Annotated in this window: 21 protein-coding genes; 20 read left to right on the top strand and 1 reads right to left on the bottom strand. The window is 40.4% G+C overall.

Going from position 1 to position 16,716, the window contains the following annotated elements:
• Positions 1-51: 51 nt before the first annotated feature.
• Complete coding sequence (locus tag A6J84_RS01465) at positions 52-498, bottom strand: MarR family winged helix-turn-helix transcriptional regulator (protein WP_095725893.1); 447 nt, start codon at positions 496-498, stop codon at positions 52-54.
• A gap of 118 nt (positions 499-616) precedes the next feature.
• Between A6J84_RS01465 and A6J84_RS01470 the strand changes: the two genes are divergently transcribed.
• From A6J84_RS01470 to A6J84_RS01565, 20 genes are all read left to right on the top strand, one after another.
• Positions 617-1,093, top strand: coding sequence for a DUF5590 domain-containing protein (locus tag A6J84_RS01470; RefSeq protein ID WP_002875866.1), 477 nt, complete (start codon positions 617-619; stop codon positions 1,091-1,093).
• 9 nt (positions 1,094-1,102) lie between these two features.
• The gene (locus A6J84_RS01475; RefSeq protein ID WP_057489462.1) at positions 1,103-2,281 is read left to right on the top strand and encodes a pyridoxal phosphate-dependent aminotransferase; all 1,179 of its coding nucleotides are present in this window, start codon (positions 1,103-1,105) and stop codon (positions 2,279-2,281) included.
• Between the two features lie 152 nt (positions 2,282-2,433).
• On the top strand, positions 2,434-3,777 hold the full coding sequence (asnS, locus tag A6J84_RS01480; RefSeq protein ID WP_000167166.1) for an asparagine--tRNA ligase: 1,344 nt from the start codon (positions 2,434-2,436) through the stop codon (positions 3,775-3,777).
• 149 nt (positions 3,778-3,926) lie between these two features.
• Complete coding sequence (gene rpsF, locus A6J84_RS01485; RefSeq protein ID WP_001151783.1) at positions 3,927-4,217, top strand: 30S ribosomal protein S6; 291 nt, start codon at positions 3,927-3,929, stop codon at positions 4,215-4,217.
• An 11-nt stretch (positions 4,218-4,228) separates the two neighbouring features.
• Complete coding sequence (gene ssbA, locus A6J84_RS01490) at positions 4,229-4,699, top strand: single-stranded DNA-binding protein SsbA (RefSeq protein ID WP_000609596.1); 471 nt, start codon at positions 4,229-4,231, stop codon at positions 4,697-4,699.
• A gap of 31 nt (positions 4,700-4,730) precedes the next feature.
• Positions 4,731-4,970 carry a 30S ribosomal protein S18 gene (gene rpsR / locus A6J84_RS01495; protein ID WP_000068664.1) on the top strand — a complete coding sequence of 80 codons (240 nt, stop codon included), beginning with the start codon at positions 4,731-4,733 and terminating at the stop codon, positions 4,968-4,970.
• A gap of 359 nt (positions 4,971-5,329) precedes the next feature.
• On the top strand, positions 5,330-5,839 hold the full coding sequence (locus A6J84_RS01500) for a GNAT family N-acetyltransferase (protein ID WP_000858591.1): 510 nt from the start codon (positions 5,330-5,332) through the stop codon (positions 5,837-5,839).
• A 440-nt stretch (positions 5,840-6,279) separates the two neighbouring features.
• A complete protein-coding gene (wecB, locus tag A6J84_RS01505) occupies positions 6,280-7,428 on the top strand; it encodes a non-hydrolyzing UDP-N-acetylglucosamine 2-epimerase (protein ID WP_000734436.1) in 1,149 nt (382 codons plus the stop codon).
• A 6-nt stretch (positions 7,429-7,434) separates the two neighbouring features.
• A complete protein-coding gene (locus A6J84_RS01510; protein ID WP_000800615.1) occupies positions 7,435-8,214 on the top strand; it encodes a hypothetical protein in 780 nt (259 codons plus the stop codon).
• A gap of 142 nt (positions 8,215-8,356) precedes the next feature.
• Positions 8,357-9,667, top strand: a complete 1,311-nt coding sequence (locus tag A6J84_RS01515) for a glycosyltransferase family 2 protein (RefSeq protein ID WP_000625492.1) — start codon at positions 8,357-8,359, stop codon at positions 9,665-9,667.
• Between the two features lie 8 nt (positions 9,668-9,675).
• Complete coding sequence (locus A6J84_RS01520; RefSeq protein WP_000856182.1) at positions 9,676-10,779, top strand: glycosyl hydrolase family 8; 1,104 nt, start codon at positions 9,676-9,678, stop codon at positions 10,777-10,779.
• A 122-nt stretch (positions 10,780-10,901) separates the two neighbouring features.
• Entirely contained in the window at positions 10,902-12,302 is a 1,401-nt protein-coding gene (locus A6J84_RS01525) for a bifunctional Cof-type HAD-IIB family hydrolase/peptidylprolyl isomerase (protein WP_000338990.1), read from the top strand.
• Between the two features lies 1 nt (position 12,303).
• Entirely contained in the window at positions 12,304-12,663 is a 360-nt protein-coding gene (locus A6J84_RS01530) for a S1 RNA-binding domain-containing protein (RefSeq protein WP_000689619.1), read from the top strand.
• A 53-nt stretch (positions 12,664-12,716) separates the two neighbouring features.
• On the top strand, positions 12,717-13,466 hold the full coding sequence (locus A6J84_RS01535) for a tRNA1(Val) (adenine(37)-N6)-methyltransferase (RefSeq protein ID WP_000657018.1): 750 nt from the start codon (positions 12,717-12,719) through the stop codon (positions 13,464-13,466).
• On the top strand, positions 13,456-13,740 hold the full coding sequence (locus tag A6J84_RS01540) for a GIY-YIG nuclease family protein (RefSeq protein WP_000349628.1): 285 nt from the start codon (positions 13,456-13,458) through the stop codon (positions 13,738-13,740). The genes A6J84_RS01535 and A6J84_RS01540 overlap by 11 nt, the downstream gene beginning before the upstream one ends.
• Positions 13,741-13,825: 85 nt before the next feature.
• Positions 13,826-14,761 (top strand): manganese-dependent inorganic pyrophosphatase, encoded by a 936-nt coding sequence (locus tag A6J84_RS01545; RefSeq protein WP_095725894.1) that lies wholly within the window; start codon positions 13,826-13,828, stop codon positions 14,759-14,761.
• 53 nt (positions 14,762-14,814) lie between these two features.
• Positions 14,815-15,141: a DUF2568 domain-containing protein gene (locus A6J84_RS01550; protein WP_000985025.1), complete on the top strand. Its 327-nt coding sequence runs from the start codon at positions 14,815-14,817 to the stop codon at positions 15,139-15,141.
• A 122-nt stretch (positions 15,142-15,263) separates the two neighbouring features.
• Positions 15,264-15,776 (top strand): YiiX/YebB-like N1pC/P60 family cysteine hydrolase, encoded by a 513-nt coding sequence (locus A6J84_RS01555; protein ID WP_000892233.1) that lies wholly within the window; start codon positions 15,264-15,266, stop codon positions 15,774-15,776.
• Positions 15,760-16,410: a DUF1803 domain-containing protein gene (locus A6J84_RS01560; RefSeq protein WP_049477473.1), complete on the top strand. Its 651-nt coding sequence runs from the start codon at positions 15,760-15,762 to the stop codon at positions 16,408-16,410. Before A6J84_RS01555 ends, A6J84_RS01560 begins: the two co-directional genes overlap by 17 nt.
• 101 nt (positions 16,411-16,511) lie before the next feature.
• Positions 16,512-16,712: a CsbD family protein gene (locus tag A6J84_RS01565; protein ID WP_000051178.1), complete on the top strand. Its 201-nt coding sequence runs from the start codon at positions 16,512-16,514 to the stop codon at positions 16,710-16,712.
• Positions 16,713-16,716: the final 4 nt, after the last annotated feature.

The following is a 16,716-nucleotide window of genomic DNA, read 5'->3' on the forward strand; positions in this document are numbered from 1 at the left end:
TTTGTTACCATCTATGTTACAACAAATAATACTAATTAGCAATAATTTTGCTCACAAATTTTTAAATTTTTTTAAAATGCGGATTAAGTCTTCCTTTTCGCCATCTTCCAAGATGCTGAGTGCTTCTACGATAGAATCGACATGGTCAGGAAGAACCTCTTCGATTTTTCTGCGTCCTGCAGGTGTTAATTTCAGGAAAAAAGAGCGACGATCCTTGGCGTCGCAAGTTCTGGAAATCCACCCATCTCGAACCATATTTCGAATGACAACAGTCATGTTTCCAGAAGTGGCCAGCATTTTTTCAATCAAATCCTGAATGCGCAGTTCCCCCTTGCTATAGAGGGTTTCCAGAACGGAAAATTGAGTAGGGGTTAGTCCGTGTTCTTTGGCAGCCTTAGTTTCATAAGGTTTAAAAGTTCGCATTGCTTTATTGAGGACGATAGTTGTTTTTAAGTCTAATTGATTATCGGAAATTTTCTCTTTCAAATATTGTTTCATAAGGTTATTTTATCAATAAATAGGCAGAAAAACAAGAACTTATTTTTTATAGGAAAAGATTCTTAGAATGTTCCTGTCTTCGCTTGTAATAAAGGAGGAGAGATGGTAAAATAGACGAGTGAAACTAAGACAAAAAAAAGCAAAAAACAAGCTACTTATTCAATATGGAATCGGCATTTCTCTGGTACTGCTAGTCATGACGACTTCCTTCCTTTATCTGATATCACTCAGCATGAAACCCTATCAAGATGCCAGAGTTGAAGGAGAAAAACTGGCCAAGCAGTATGCAGAATTGGAAAAGGCAGATCAGGTTGATTTTTATAATGGACTAGAAGGTTATTACAGCGTTTTAGGACATAATAAAAAGCAAGAGGCCATTGCCGTACTGATTGAAAAGAATGACCACAAAATTTATGTCTATCAGCTAGATAAGGGGATTTCTCAAGACAAGGCGGCGACGATTTCGAGGGAAAAAGGAGCTAGCGACATTGACAAAGTCACTTTTGGTCGCTATCAGGACAAGCCGATTTGGGAAGTCAAGTCAGGAAACCAGTACTATCTGGTTGACTTTGAAACAGGAGCAGTGATCCAATAAGGAGGGCATATGAAACTATCCAAACGTGTACTAGAAATGGAAGAAAGCGTCACTCTAGCCAGTGATGCAAGAGCCAAAGCATTAAAAGCTCAGGGAAAAGATGTTCTTTTCTTAACCTTGGGACAGCCTGATTTTCATACTCCTGAAAACATTCAGGATGCAGCGATAGAAGCGATTCGAGATGGACGAGCTTCCTTCTATACAGTTGCTTCAGGCCTACCAGAGTTAAAAGCGGCGGTTAATACTTATTTTGAACGCTACTATGGGTATTCCGTAGCAGCTAACGAGGTTACCTTTGCCACTGGAGCCAAGTTCTCTCTCTACACCTTCTTTATGGCTGTGGTCAATCCAGGTGATGAGGTCATCATCCCTACACCATACTGGGTCAGCTATGGAGATCAAGTCAAAATGGCAGAAGGAGTGCCAGTCTTTGTCCAGGCCAAAGAAGACAATCACTTTAAAGTAACAGTAGAGCAGCTAGAAGCAGCTCGAACAGACAAGACTAAGGTCTTGGTTCTCAATTCGCCATCGAATCCGACTGGTATGATCTACTCTCGTGAGGAACTTTTGGCTATCGGAAATTGGGCTGTTGAGCATGATGTCCTTATCCTAGCAGATGATATTTATGGTCGTTTGGTTTATAACGGAAATGAATTTGTTCCAATTTCTAGTTTGTCAGAAGCTATTCGCAAGCAAACCATCGTGATTAACGGTGTATCTAAGGCCTATGCCATGACTGGTTGGCGGGTAGGTTATGCTGTGGGAAATCCTGAGATTATCGCTGCTATGAGCAAACTAACAGGACAAACAACCTCCAATCTGACTGCCGTATCGCAATATGCTACCATTGAAGCCCTAACTGGGCCACAAGACTCTGTCGAAACCATGCGTCAGGCTTTTGAGGAACGTTTGAACACTATTTACCCTCTCTTGTGCCAAGTGCCAGGATTTGAAGTTGTCAAGCCCCAAGGAGCCTTTTATCTTTTCCCAAATGTTAAGAAAGCGATGGAGATGAAGGGCTATACCGATGTTACGGAGTTTACAACAGCTATCCTTGAAGAAGTCGGTCTTGCCTTGATTACAGGAGCAGGATTTGGGGCGCCAGAAAATGTTCGTCTCAGTTATGCAACTGACTTGGACACCTTGAAAGAAGCGATTCGTCGTTTGCATCAATTTATGGAAAAATAAAACTTAGAATCTTCGCCTTTTTGGCGAAGATTTTTTGTAACGAAAATCTCGCGATTTTTCTCTAGTAGAACCTAGCTATCACATTCTATTTATGGTAAAATAGTGGGTAATGATGTCTTCGGACAAGTTAAACGAAAAAAGGAAGATAGATTATGACAAAACGTGTAACAATTATCGATGTAAAAGACTACGTTGGTCAAGAAGTGACCATCGGAGCCTGGGTTGCCAATAAATCAGGAAAAGGGAAAATTGCCTTCTTGCAATTGCGTGATGGAACAGCCTTCTTCCAAGGTGTAGCCTTTAAACCAAACTTTGTAGAAAAATTTGGTGAAGAGGTAGGTCTTGAAAAATTTGAAACGATCAAACACTTGAGTCAAGAAACTTCTGTTTATGTGACAGGAATTGTCAAAGAAGACGAACGTTCTAAGTTTGGCTATGAGTTGGATATTACAGACATCGAAGTGATCGGTGAATCTCAAGACTACCCTATCACACCAAAAGAACACGGAACAGACTTCTTGATGGACAACCGTCACTTGTGGCTCCGTTCTCGCAAGCAAGTGGCTGTGATGCAAATCCGTAACGCTATCATTTATGCAACTTATGAGTTCTTTGACAAGAACGGCTTCATGAAGTTTGATAGCCCAATTCTTTCAGGAAATGCGGCAGAAGATTCAACTGAACTCTTTGAAACTGACTACTTTGGAACGCCAGCCTACTTGAGCCAATCAGGTCAACTTTACCTAGAAGCAGGAGCTATGGCTCTTGGCCGTGTCTTTGACTTTGGTCCAGTATTCCGTGCGGAGAAATCAAAAACGCGCCGTCACTTGACTGAGTTCTGGATGATGGACGCAGAGTATTCTTACTTGACACACGATGAGTCACTTGATTTGCAAGAAGCTTACGTAAAAGCCCTTCTTCAAGGTGTCCTTGACCGTGCACCTCAAGCCTTGGAAACCTTGGAACGTGATACAGAGCTCTTGAAACGCTACATTGCAGAGCCATTCAAACGCATCACTTACGATCAAGCCATTGACCTCTTGCAAGAGCATGAAAACGATGAAGATGCTGACTACGAGCATTTGGAACATGGCGATGACTTTGGTTCACCACACGAAACGTGGATTTCAAACCACTTTGGTGTGCCGACATTTGTTATGAACTACCCAGCAGCTATCAAGGCCTTCTACATGAAACCAGTTCCTGGAAATCCAGAGCGCGTGCTTTGTGCAGACTTGCTCGCACCAGAAGGTTACGGAGAAATCATCGGTGGTTCTATGCGTGAGGAAGACTACGATGCCCTTGTAGCTAAGATGGATGAACTTGGTATGGATCGTACAGAGTATGAATTCTATCTTGACCTTCGTAAATACGGTACAGTTCCACACGGAGGATTTGGTATCGGTATCGAGCGTATGATAACCTTCGCAGCTGGAACCAAACACATCCGTGAAGCCATTCCATTCCCACGTATGTTGCATCGTATCAAACCATAAACTAGTAAAAAGAAGATAATTTCATCTTCTTTTTTTCACTTTTATCTTGCTATCTATCAGTTTTTCTAGTATAATAGTTAATTGTGAGCAAACCTCACTTACCCCTTGCAAAGACTAGGGGTCATTAGACCAAAAGGAGGAACATATCAATGGCTAAATACGAAATTCTTTATATCATTCGTCCAAACATTGAAGAAGAAGCGAAAAACGCTTTGGTAGCACGTTTTGACTCTATCTTGACTGACAACGGTGCAACTGTTGTTGAATCAAAATCATGGGAAAAACGTCGTCTTGCATACGAAATCCAAGATTTCCGTGAAGGACTTTACCACATCGTTAACGTTGAAGCAAACGACGACGTAGCTCTTAAAGAGTTTGACCGTCTTTCAAAAATCAACGCTGACATTCTTCGTCACATGATCGTCAAACTTGACGCGTAAGAAGGTAAATTATGATTAACAATGTTGTACTTGTAGGGCGTATGACACGTGACGCTGAGTTGCGTTATACCCCATCAAATGTAGCAGTTGCGACTTTTACTCTTGCAGTAAACCGTACATTCAAGAGTCAAAATGGCGAACGTGAGGCTGATTTTATCAATGTCGTTATGTGGCGCCAACAGGCTGAAAATCTTGCTAACTGGGCTAAAAAAGGCTCTCTTATCGGGATCACAGGTCGTATCCAAACTCGTAGTTACGATAACCAGCAAGGACAACGTGTCTACGTAACAGAAGTCGTGGCTGAGAATTTCCAAATGTTGGAAAGCCGCGGAGTGCGCGAAGGACATACAGGTGGGGCTTATTCTGCACCAACTGCTGGTCAATCGGCACCTGCAAACCCAGTACCAGACTTTTCACGTTCTGAGAATCCATTTGGAGCAACCAATCCATTGGACATTTCAGATGATGATTTACCATTTTAATGGACAATTAATACTATAAAGGAGAAAAAACATGGCTCAACAACGTCGTGGCGGATTCAAACGCCGTAAAAAAGTTGATTACATCGCAGCAAACAAAATTGAATATGTTGATTACAAAGATACTGAGCTTCTTAGCCGTTTCGTTTCAGAACGTGGGAAAATCCTTCCTCGTCGTGTAACAGGAACTTCAGCTAAAAACCAACGTAAAGTAACAACAGCTATCAAACGCGCACGCGTAATGGCTTTGATGCCTTTCGTAAACGAAGATTAAAAAAGAGGTCCAGTGGACCTCTTTTTCATGAGCTTGAAAATAAGAAAGCGAATTAAGACCCGGGTGGGTCTTTTTTTACGAGCATGGAAATGAGAGAGCGAGTTGAGGTCCAGTGGACCTCTTTTTCATGAGCTCGGAAATAAGAAAGCGAATTAAGATCCATATGGGTCTTTTTTTCACGAGCCTTGAAATGAGAGAGCGAATTGAGGTCCAGTGGACCTCTTTTTCAGATTTTTATAGGATTTTGTTAGAAAGGATTCCCTGTTGACCTAGTAAGATTCTTTTGTCTTACTAGGTTTTTTCTTTTAATCTTTATTATCGTGCTATAATGGTAGGAGAAAGCTATAAAGGAGCAGCTTATGAAGACGACATGTTCAATTAGAAAAATGCAAGAATCTGACATACAAGAACTATCTCGAGGATTTATCAGCCAAGGTTGGCCAAGTAGAGAGGAGATTTTAACTCGATACTTTAAGGAGCAAGAAAGTGGGGAGAGAGAAGTCTTAGTTGCAGAGGTTGAGGGTGCTTTAGCGGGTTATATCACAATTTTGTCCTGCGCTAAGCAGGGGCCTTTTGCAGAAATCTATCCAGAACTCTCAGATTTTAATGTCTTTGAACCTTTTCAAAATCAAGGTATTGGAAATCTCTTGCTGGAAGAAGCAGAAAAACAAGTTAGGCTCATATCGGATAAGGTGACCCTTGGTGTTGGGCTCCATTCAGGGTATGGACCTGCCCAGAGATTATACATCAAACGAGGCTATATTCCAGATGGGACGGGTGTTTGGTATCAGAACCATCAACCGGCCATGAATGCGGTTTGTGAAGATATCGGAGAATTGGTCTTGTATCTGTCGAAAAATTTGTTTTAAGACAGATTTTATAAGGTTTAAATTTTAAATATAGTAAACAACAATCACAGTCCCTTTTTCATTCGAAAAAGGAATTTTTTTGTTTGAAATTGTTTGATTTATTCCTCAAAGTGGTAAAATATAATTGTTTGAATTATCAAGATAAAAATAAATATCAAAAAAAACATATAAGGTTTAGTTTTTTTAAATACGGATTCTTTTGAAAAGTCTTAAAATTTCCTAAAATAAGGCTTTTTAAAGGTTGTAAATAATATTGTTACAAAAAGGTTACAAATTGTTAAAATTAAATTAAATGCAATAATATAATTTGGAAAAAATTTGACATATAAATTAATTGACGGTAAAATAATTAAGATAATCAAATTAATTGATTTGCGCAATAATTCGATATAAAGATTAATCTGATGTGTCAAATTTTATTATAGTAGAAGGATAGCGTAATGAAGAAACTGAAAGTGATGGTTGTTTTTGGAACACGACCAGAAGCTATTAAAATGGCCCCTTTAGTGTTAGAATTGCAAAAACATAGTGACAGCATTGAGACGATCACAGTTGTGACAGCTCAGCACCGTCAAATGCTTGATCAAGTTCTTGAAACGTTTAGCATCGAGCCACATTATGACCTGGATATTATGGGGAAAAATCAATCCCTCTTAGACATTACTGGAAAAATTTTAGAAAAGTTTGATCCAGTTGTTAAGCAAGAACTTCCAGATATAATTCTTGTTCATGGAGATACAACAACAACTTTTGCAGCAAGTTTAGTTGCTTTCTATAATCAGGTACGAATCGGCCACGTTGAAGCTGGCCTAAGGACATTTGATAAGTATTCTCCTTTCCCAGAAGAAATGAATCGTCAGATGACTGATAACCTAGCGGATCTCTATTTTGCTCCAACTAGTGAGAGTAAAGAAAATCTCCTCAAGGAAAATCACCCTGAGTCTGCTATTGTCATTACGGGAAATACAGCCATTGATGCCTTGAAACTAACCGTTCAATCGGATTACTATCATGAAGTTTTAGATCAATTGGATCCAGATAAGAAACTTGTATTAGTAACCATGCATCGTCGTGAGAATCAAGGTCAACCAATGAGAAATGTCTTTGCAGCTTTACGTGAGATGGTCGATCTTCATCAGGAAATTGAAGTTGTTTATCCTGTTCACCTTAGCCCTGCTGTGCAAGAAGCAGCAAACGATATCTTAGCTGGTCACGATCGTATTCACTTGATTGAGCCTTTAGATGTACTTGATTTTCATAATTTGGCTTCAAGAAGCTATTTTATCATGACTGACTCTGGAGGTGTTCAGGAAGAGGCGCCTTCTCTCGGCAAACCTGTCCTTGTCCTTCGTGACACAACGGAACGTCCAGAAGGAGTAAGAGCAGGTACGTTGAAGCTAGTTGGTACGGATCCAGTACGTGTGAAAGAAGCGATGGCAGCACTCTTAACAGATGAAACTCTTTATAGACAAATGTCTCAGGCACCAAATCCTTATGGAGATGGAAGAGCCTCTGAACGAATCGTACAATCCATTCAACAGTACTTTGGGGCAGCGACTTCTGTATCGGAATTCAAAGGGGGGAAATAAGATAAAATGAAAAATTGGAGTCAATTTAAAAACTGGCTTATGGCTTTGCTTGCTTGTGAGGTCATTCTTTTGGTGCTTTGTTTTTTGTATGCTCGAGCAATCATTTTAGAACAAATCTTTTTTTTAGCTTTAGCCTTGTTTGCAGTGTTGGTATTATCTGACCTTTTGCTTACTTGGACCCTTATCTTAGCATTTGGTTTTGGACTTATCGTTTTGGTTGCGGGTGTGGTTTATATCCCGATCATTCAACTGGTCTTTTTATTAATCAGTTTTCCTCTTTTGATTGGGATTCTACTTAAGGTTCGTTATTATTTCTTCAAGGTGGCCTCAAAGGTACAAGAACAGGAAGACGAAGCGCGAGCAGATTACCAAGCGATGGTCACTGAACAAAGTGATGTTACGGTTCAATCTCTATTGATTCATTGGGCACATGAAGATTTGTTCTTCCAGATTAAACCGAAAGAACATAACCAGATGCTCAGTAGCATTCAAGAGGTAATTGCTCAGGAATTGAGCTACAATGATAAACTCTATTACGTTTCGGATGGTAATTTTCTCGTTCTATCCAGTAAAAGCCAACATTCTTTGAAGGAACTTTATTTGAATGGTTTGCAGGAGAAACTGAGCAGTTTAGTTTTTCATGGAGAAGATGGCAATCAAGGAATTCAGTTCCAAACAGGCTATTTGGTGATTAACTCTGATAATAAAGATAAATACCAAGACTACGCGGATGTCGCCAGTCATCTCAAACGTCAACTAGAGACAGATGTAATTGTGGAATATTAGGAGGGGAACATGACTTTAACCGAACTATTTTTTGGTATTGCTTTGGGACTCAGTCTCGCCTTTGGCATTTGTTTTATCATACTATTTATTGCATACAATATTCTTTACCATCGAGTAAACAAAAATTTTAAGGCGGTGAATCATGATTAGTCAAATGTTAATGATTTTTACCTTGCTTACAATTTGGATTTCTCTAGCATGGGGCTTGGTAATTCTCTTTTCGGCAGTACACTTTTGGTTTAAACACAGTGATTTTCGTGTAGACACTTCGCCTCTACCTTATTATCCTAAGGTAACGATTGTTGTTCCTGCCCATAATGAGGATGTGGTTATTGCCCAAACGGCAAAAGCTATCTTGGATATGAACTATCCTCACGACCGTGTGGAGTTGCTCTTGTTTGCGGATAACTGTTCGGATAACACCTATGCAGAATGTTTGTCTGTACAAGCCATGCCTGAATATGCAGGAAGAAATCTAACCATTATCGACCGTACTGGTACGGGAGGAAAAGCGGGCGTTCTAAACGATGCTTTGGAGATGGCAACAGGCGAATACATCTGTGTTTATGATGCAGATGCCATGCCTGAAAAAAATGCTCTTTATTTCCTTGTCAAAGAAGTTATGAAGGATCCAGAACGTCATGTGGCATCTTTTGGCCGCAACAAGACTCGAAACGCCAACCAAAATTTCTTGACTCGTTGTATCAACCAAGAGATCGTTGTTACTCAGCGCGTGCACCACGTTGGGATGTGGCATCTCTTTAAAATTGGGCGTATCCCAGGAACCAACTTTATCATTCAAACCGACTTTGTAAAGAGTATCGGTGGTTGGAAAAATGGTGCCTTAACTGAGGATACCGATATTTCCTTCAAAATCATGCAGAGTGGTAAATTGATTGCCCTTGCCTATAATTCAGAGGCTTTCCAACAAGAACCTGAGACCTTAAAGAGTTACTATATGCAGCGGAAACGTTGGGCGAAAGGAAATTATGAAGTTGTTCTCTCGAACTTTAAGCATTTATTTGGCAGAGCAAACTGGCGCGTTAAACTAGAAGTCTTTAACTATTCTTGTGTTTTCTTTTGGTTTAACTTTGCTATTGTTCTTTCGGATTTGATTTTCCTAGCGAATGTGCTAGCGATCTGTCTTAATCTTTTCTTCCCAGATGTCAGGGTTCCATTTGCTTTTGATGCGGACAATATCTACATCGCTCAGCTCATGCTCTTTAACTGGATTCTCATGATTGGTCTCTATTTGATGCAAATTATGACAGCATTGGCAAGTCAATTTGGACAAGCAACAACTAAACAAATCTGGTTAGCCCTGGCAGCCTATTTCTCTTATGCACAGATGTTTATCGTTGTATCCGTTGATTCCATTTCTTCAATCGTGCTGGATAAAGTACTCCGACGAAAAGAAACCAAGTGGGTTAAAACCAAGCGATTTGCAGGATAGGAGGTTCTATGAAAACGAATAAATTAAAATATGTCTGGTTTGTGCTCATCCTTTCTATCTTTTGTTTAGCCTTGTTTTTAGCAAGAGGAAGGACTAAAATCGAGATGCGTAATCGAATTTACAGCCAATGGAGCCAGCAGTTCCTTGTTACAAAAGGCAATCAGTCTTATGTTCGTACGACGAGTGATTCGGAGGGAACAACAGTTCTATCTGAAGCCCAAAGTTATGGCATGCTCATAACGGTTTTAGCAGCCCAAAAAGGGCAAGCGACACAAGCAGATTTTGAGAATCTTTATCGCTATTACCAAAATCATCGTATCGAGGGAACGCAGTTGATGTCTTGGAAGCAAGTGATCACAAATAGTAGTGAAACGGTTGAGAAGCAAAACGCAACTGATGGAGATCTCTACATCGCTTATTCTTTGATTGAAGCTGCCAAGCAGTGGCCGGATAAGGCGCAGGAATACCAAGAGCAAGCTAAAAAAATCTTAGAAGATATTCTTCGATACAATTACAATGAAGAGACAGGTGTTCTGACAGTAGGGAACTGGGCCAACAAGGATTCCGATTATTATTACTTGATGCGGACGTCTGATACTCTTCCTCGCTATTTCCAATCTTTCTATGACCTGACTGGAAACAAACAGTGGTTAGACGTTAAGGATAAGATGCTTGGGCAACTGGAGCAAATCAGTTCTCATTCTGATACGGGTCTCTTGCCAGACTTTATCTGGGCTGAGAAGTCAGGGGCGCACCTTGTTGATGCCAACACTATCGAATCTCAATACGATGGGGCTTATTCTTATAACGCTTGTCGTTTGCCATATCACTTGTCTCAGAGTCAGGATGAAAGAAGCCAAAAACTCGTTCAAAAGATGATGGATTTCTTTATGAAAGAGCAACGTATTTATGCTGGTTATGACTTGAATGGAACTGCCCTCAATCAATACCAGGCAGGTAGTTTCTTGGCACCGATTACCTATGCGTCTGACAAGGGAGAAGGCTATCTGAAACTTCTTCAGCAAAATAAATACATTTTCACACAAGATTTACCTTTGGACAACTACTATGATGCAACGATGATTACCATGATTGCTCTAGAGATGTTCTAGGATGAAAAGAGAGGGCTAGTTTTACGAGCTCTCTTTTTGATAGGATTTTCATCTTTTTTCAAAAAAGGAATTTCATCAGCTTTATGGTATAATGGAAAGAGTGATGGAAAAGAGGTAGAGAGATGGATGCGAAATTAAAATACAAGGCAAAGAAGATTAAAATCGTCTTTTTTGATATTGATGATACCTTGCGTACGTCAAAGACAGGTTTTATTCCAGCTACAATTCCTACTGTTTTTAAACAGTTGCGTGAAAAAGGAATTTTAACAGGAATCGCCTCTGGACGTGGTATTTTCGGTGTTGTTCCAGAGATTCGTGAGCTCAAGCCGGACTTTTTTGTAACCCTAAATGGGGCCTATATAGAAGATAAAAAAGGCCAGGTCATTTATCAGCATCAGATTGAGAAGTTAGATGTTGAGGAGTATGTCTCTTGGACGAAGGAAGAGGGAATTGAGTACGGCCTGGTTGGTAGTCATGACGCCAAACTCTCCACGCGAACAGAACTGATCAGTGAGGCTATTGATCCCATTTATCCAAACTTGGATGTGGATCCAGATTTTCATGAAAAAGCGGACATTTACCAGATGTGGACCTTTGAGGAAAAAGGGGATGACTTGCACCTACCAGAGTCTTTATCAGATAAACTTCGCATGGTGCGTTGGCATGAACATTCATCTGATATCGTGCCGATTTCAGGTTCAAAAGCCACAGGTGTAGCCAAGGTGGTGGAGCATTTAGGCTTGAAACCAGAGAATGTCATGGTCTTTGGAGACGGTCTCAATGACTTGGAACTCTTTGATTATGCTGGAATCAGTATTGCTATGGGAGTTTCCCATGAAAAAATCAAAGAAAAAGCAGATTATATTACAAAAACAGTAGAAGAAGATGGCATTTTTGATGCCTTAGAAGGATTTGGTATGGTAGAAAAAGAATTGCATTTCCCACAAGTAGACATTGAAACAGTAGAAGGTCCGTTGGCGACTATTAAGACAAATCACGGAGACTTGCGTATCAAGCTCTTCCCTGAACAGGCTCCCAAAACAGTAGCCAACTTTGTTGCTCTTTCAAAAGATGGCTACTATGATGGTGTTATTTTCCATCGTATTATCAAGGACTTTATGATTCAAGGTGGAGACCCCACTGGTACTGGTATGGGTGGTGAGTCCATTTATGGACAAACTTTTGAAGATGAATTTTCAGAAGAACTCTATAATGTTCGTGGCGCTCTTTCTATGGCCAATGCGGGTCCAAATACCAATGGAAGTCAGTTCTTTATCGTGCAAAACCAACACTTACCGTACTCTAAGAAAGAGATTGCGCGTGGTGGTTGGCCTGAACCAATCGCTGAGATCTATGCAGAACAAGGTGGAACTCCTCACCTTGATCGTCGCCATACTGTTTTTGGGCAATTGGTAGATGCAGAATCATTTGCGGTCTTGGATGCCATTGCGGCTGTTGAGACTGGTGCAATGGACAAGCCAGTTGAAGATGTGGTAATTGAAACGATTGAAATTGAGGACTAGAATGAAAATTGGTGATAAGCTAACTGGGCGTATTACAGGAATTCAGCCCTATGGTGCCTTTGTTGAGTTAGAGACAGGGGTGACAGGGCTGATTCACATCTCGGAGATTCGGACGGGATTTATTGAAAATATCTATGACATTTTAAAAATTGGCGATGAAGTCCAAGTTCAGGTGGTGGATTTTGACGAATACACTGGGAAGGCCAGTCTTTCTATCCGTACTTTGGAAGAGGAAAAACATCAATTGCCAAGACGGAGACGTTTTTCTAATGATCGGATCAAGCACGGTTTTGCACCACTTGGACGAATGATGCCTGTTTGGACGCGTGAGGCACTGGAGCATTTAAAGAAGAAGCCATAAATACGATTATCTAAATCATTTGTAATATTAACATAATTTGTTATAATGAAAGTATGAAAGAAGAACAATTATTAAAACCAGGAGAGCGAATCAATCAGCTCTTTTCGACAGATATCAAGATCATTCAAAATAGAGAGGTGTTTAGCTATTCGGTGGATAGTGTTCTTTTATCACGCTTTCCTCGCTTCCCTAAACGGGGTTTAATTGTGGACTTTTGTGCTGGAAATGGTGCAGTGGGACTTTTTGCTAGTTCACGTACTCAGGCGCGGATAATATCTGTAGAGATTCAGGAGCGCTTGGCGGATATGGCAGAGCGTTCGGTTCAGTTGAATGGCTTGGAAGAGCAGATGCAGGTCATCTGTGATGATTTGAAAAATATGCCTGCCCACATTCAGGGAAGTAAGGTGGATATGATTTTGTGCAATCCGCCTTATTTTAAGGTGGATCCGCATTCCAATCTGAACGAGAGTGAACATTACCTTCTGGCCAGACACGAAATTACGACTAACCTAAAAGAAATTTGCCGTAGTGCTCAGAGTATTCTCAAGTCTAATGGCCGTTTGGCCATGGTTCATCGTCCAGATCGGCTCTTGGATATCTTAGACATGCTTCAACGCCATAATTTGGCACCCAAGCGCCTGCAATTTGTCTATCCTAAACGTGAGAAGGAGGCTAATATGCTCTTAATCGAAGCTATCAAGGATGGATCGACAAGTGGCTTTAAGGTCTTGCCGCCACTCATTGTTCACAATGATGATGGTTCCTATACACCAGAAATTCAAGAGATTTACTATGGATCATAAAGCCTATATGTATGTGGTGGAGTGCCGCGACGGTTCTTACTATACGGGCTATACAACGGATGTGAAGAGGCGCCTTGCCGTTCATAATAGTGGTAAGGGAGCCAAGTATACCCGAGCTCGTTTGCCAGTCAAACTCATCTATGCTCAGGGTTTTGCCACTAAGGAAGAAGCCATGTCTGCCGAAGCTCTCCTCAAACGAAAGAAACGCCCGCAGAAAGAACGATTTTTATCTGAAAATCAAGAGAAAAATCTAGTCAACCATATTGATGTCTAACGAGGAGTCCTTTGGCTCCTCTTACTTTTGTCAAAAGAGGAAAAAAGTGCTACAATAAGATGAATAAATTTAAAGAGGTATTATCATGTCTAAGATTCTAGTATTTGGTCACCAAAATCCAGACTCAGATGCCATCGGGTCATCTGTAGCCTTTGCTTATCTTGCAAAAGAGGCTTATGGATTGGACACAGAAGCAGTAGCACTTGGAACTCCTAATGAAGAAACAGCTTTCGTTTTGAACTATTTTGGTGTAGAAGCACCACGAGTCATCACATCTGCTAAAGCAGAAGGTGCAGAACAAGTCATCTTGACTGACCACAATGAATTCCAACAATCAGTGTCAGATATCGCTGAAGTAGAAGTTTACGGAGTTGTGGATCACCACCGTGTGGCTAACTTTGAAACTGCAAGCCCACTTTACATGCGCTTGGAACCAGTTGGATCTGCGTCTTCAATCGTTTACCGCATGTTCAAAGAACACGGTGTAGCAGTTCCTAAAGAAATCGCAGGTTTGATGCTTTCAGGTTTGATTTCAGATACCCTTCTTTTGAAATCACCAACAACTCACCCATCTGATAAAGTCATTGCTCCAGAATTGGCAGAATTAGCAGGCGTCAACTTGGAAGAGTACGGTCTTGCTATGCTCAAGGCTGGTACTAACTTGGCAAGCAAATCTGCTGAAGAATTGATTGACATCGATGCTAAGACCTTTGAACTCAATGGAAATAAGGTTCGTATTGCCCAAGTCAATACAGTTGATATTGCTGAAGTCTTGGAACGCCAAGCAGAAATCGAAGCAGCAATGCAAGCAGCTAATGCAGCAAACGGCTACTCAGATTTTGTCTTGATGATTACAGACATCGTCAACTCAAACTCTGAAATTCTGGCTCTTGGATCAAACATGGACAAGGTGGAAACAGCTTTTAACTTCAAACTTGAAAACAACCACGCATTCCTTCCAGGTGCTGTTTCACGTAAGAAACAAGTGGTGCCTCAGTTGACTGAAAGCTTTAATGGGTAATTTTTAAGGAATATTTGGAACTGTTAATTTGACTATTTATAGAAGGTGATAGCATGATGCGATTGATTGAAGGACTGCGCTTTTTGGTTGAGGTTGTGGCAATCCTTGGTCTTTTCTCCGTATCTGTGATACAAATTTCTTGGCTGGAAAAATTCCTATTTTTTCTTCTAGCAGTTCTATTAATCTTATTTTGGGCGCGATATATGGCACCAAAATCTCCACATGCTTTTAAAAAATGGCATCGCCTCGTTGCTGAAACATCGATTTTTATTTTAGTTAGTGGTAGTTTTTGGCATTTGTATGGATTGCAAATAGGAATCCTATACTTAGCTCTGTCTTTTGGAAGTTTGGGTCTGCTTTATTATTTTCAGCTAGAGTGATTCTTATAATATAGTTAATGAATTATTTAAATGGTAATTATTTGACTGGAGATTGACACGAGAAAACGGTGTTTTCCATATAGCTAAAGGGGTTTCGGCTCCTTTTTTTCTAGGAGAGAAAGATGTTAGAAAATGGCGATTTGATTTTTGTGAAGGACCTTTCAGATATGGGTCAGGCTATCCAGGATTCTACTGGGAACTATAGTCATGTAGCCATCTTTTTGGACGGTTTCATTTACCATGCTAGTGGACAAGCTGGTGTCATTTGTCAAGAACCGGCTGAATTTTTTGAACCAACTCATCTCTACGATCTTTATGTCTATCCAGAGCTGGAAGCTGACTTGGTAAAGGAGAGAGCTAGCAAACATTTGGGTGCCCCCTATAATGCCTCTTTTTATCCGGATGGGAATGGCTTTTATTGCTCCCAGTATATCGCTGAAATCCTACCGATTTTTGAAACTATTCCCATGAAATTTGGTGATGGGGAGCAGGAGATTAGTGATTTTTGGAGGGAATATTACAGGAAACTCAAATTTCCTGTGCCTCTGAATCAACCAGGGACCAATCCTAGTCAACTAGCAGCATCCCCCCTTTTAGAATGTAAAGAAAGGAATCTTCATGATTCAGATTTTTAATCCATCTCGTTTGACTCGGCAGCCATTTTTTATAGATTTGGTGGACTATCTGGACCAGCATGACGATGTGATCCTCCGAGAAATCAAGGCCCAGTTTCCAGATGTGGCAGTTGATAAACTCATGGAAGAGTATATAAAGGCAGGATTGATCCGAAGGGAAAATAAACGCTATTCCCTCAATCTCCCTTTTCTAGAATCAATAGATAGTCTGGTCCTTGACCAAGAAATTTTTGTCAGAGAGGATAGTCCAGTTTATCAAGCCTTGCTGGAGAAAACTTTTGAGACGGAATTGTGCAATCAAACCAATGCTGCCATTTTAGTCGAATCTACAGATTTTGCTAGAGAAAAGATGACCCTGTCTAACTATTTCTACAAGGTCAAGAATCAATATCCTTTGACAGAAAAACAGCAGGAACTCTATGCTATTTTAGGAGATGTTAATCCTGAGTACGCCCTCAAGTATATGACGACTTTTTTACTGAAATTTCTCAAAAAGGACCAGCTCATGCAGAAACGCCGTGATATCTTTGTGGAAAGTTTAGTCGTTTTAGGCTATGTTGTGCAAAACGAAGAAGGGAAGTATGAGTTGATTGTTGATTTCGACAAGGAACGGTTGACTTTCTATTTTCCTTAATTGCTACATTTTGAGCAGATTGTTTGACTTTGCTAAAGAATAAGCATAAACTGAATGTAAGCGATAACGTTTATCGTATTAAAAGCAAAGGAGACAGAGCTATGTCACTTGAAAATAAATTGGATCAAGCAACTGGTGCTATCAAAGAAGGATTTGGTAAAGTTACTGGCGATAGCAAGACAGAAGCAGAAGGCGCTGTAGAAAAAACAGTTGCGAAAGCAAAAGAAGTAGTTGAAGATGCTAAAGGTGCTGTAGAAGGTGCCGTTGAAGGTCTTAAAAATTCATTTAAGAAAGAAGACTAAAAAA

Source organism: Streptococcus sp. FDAARGOS_256 (assembly GCF_002289235.2).
Lineage (GTDB): Bacteria > Bacillota > Bacilli > Lactobacillales > Streptococcaceae > Streptococcus.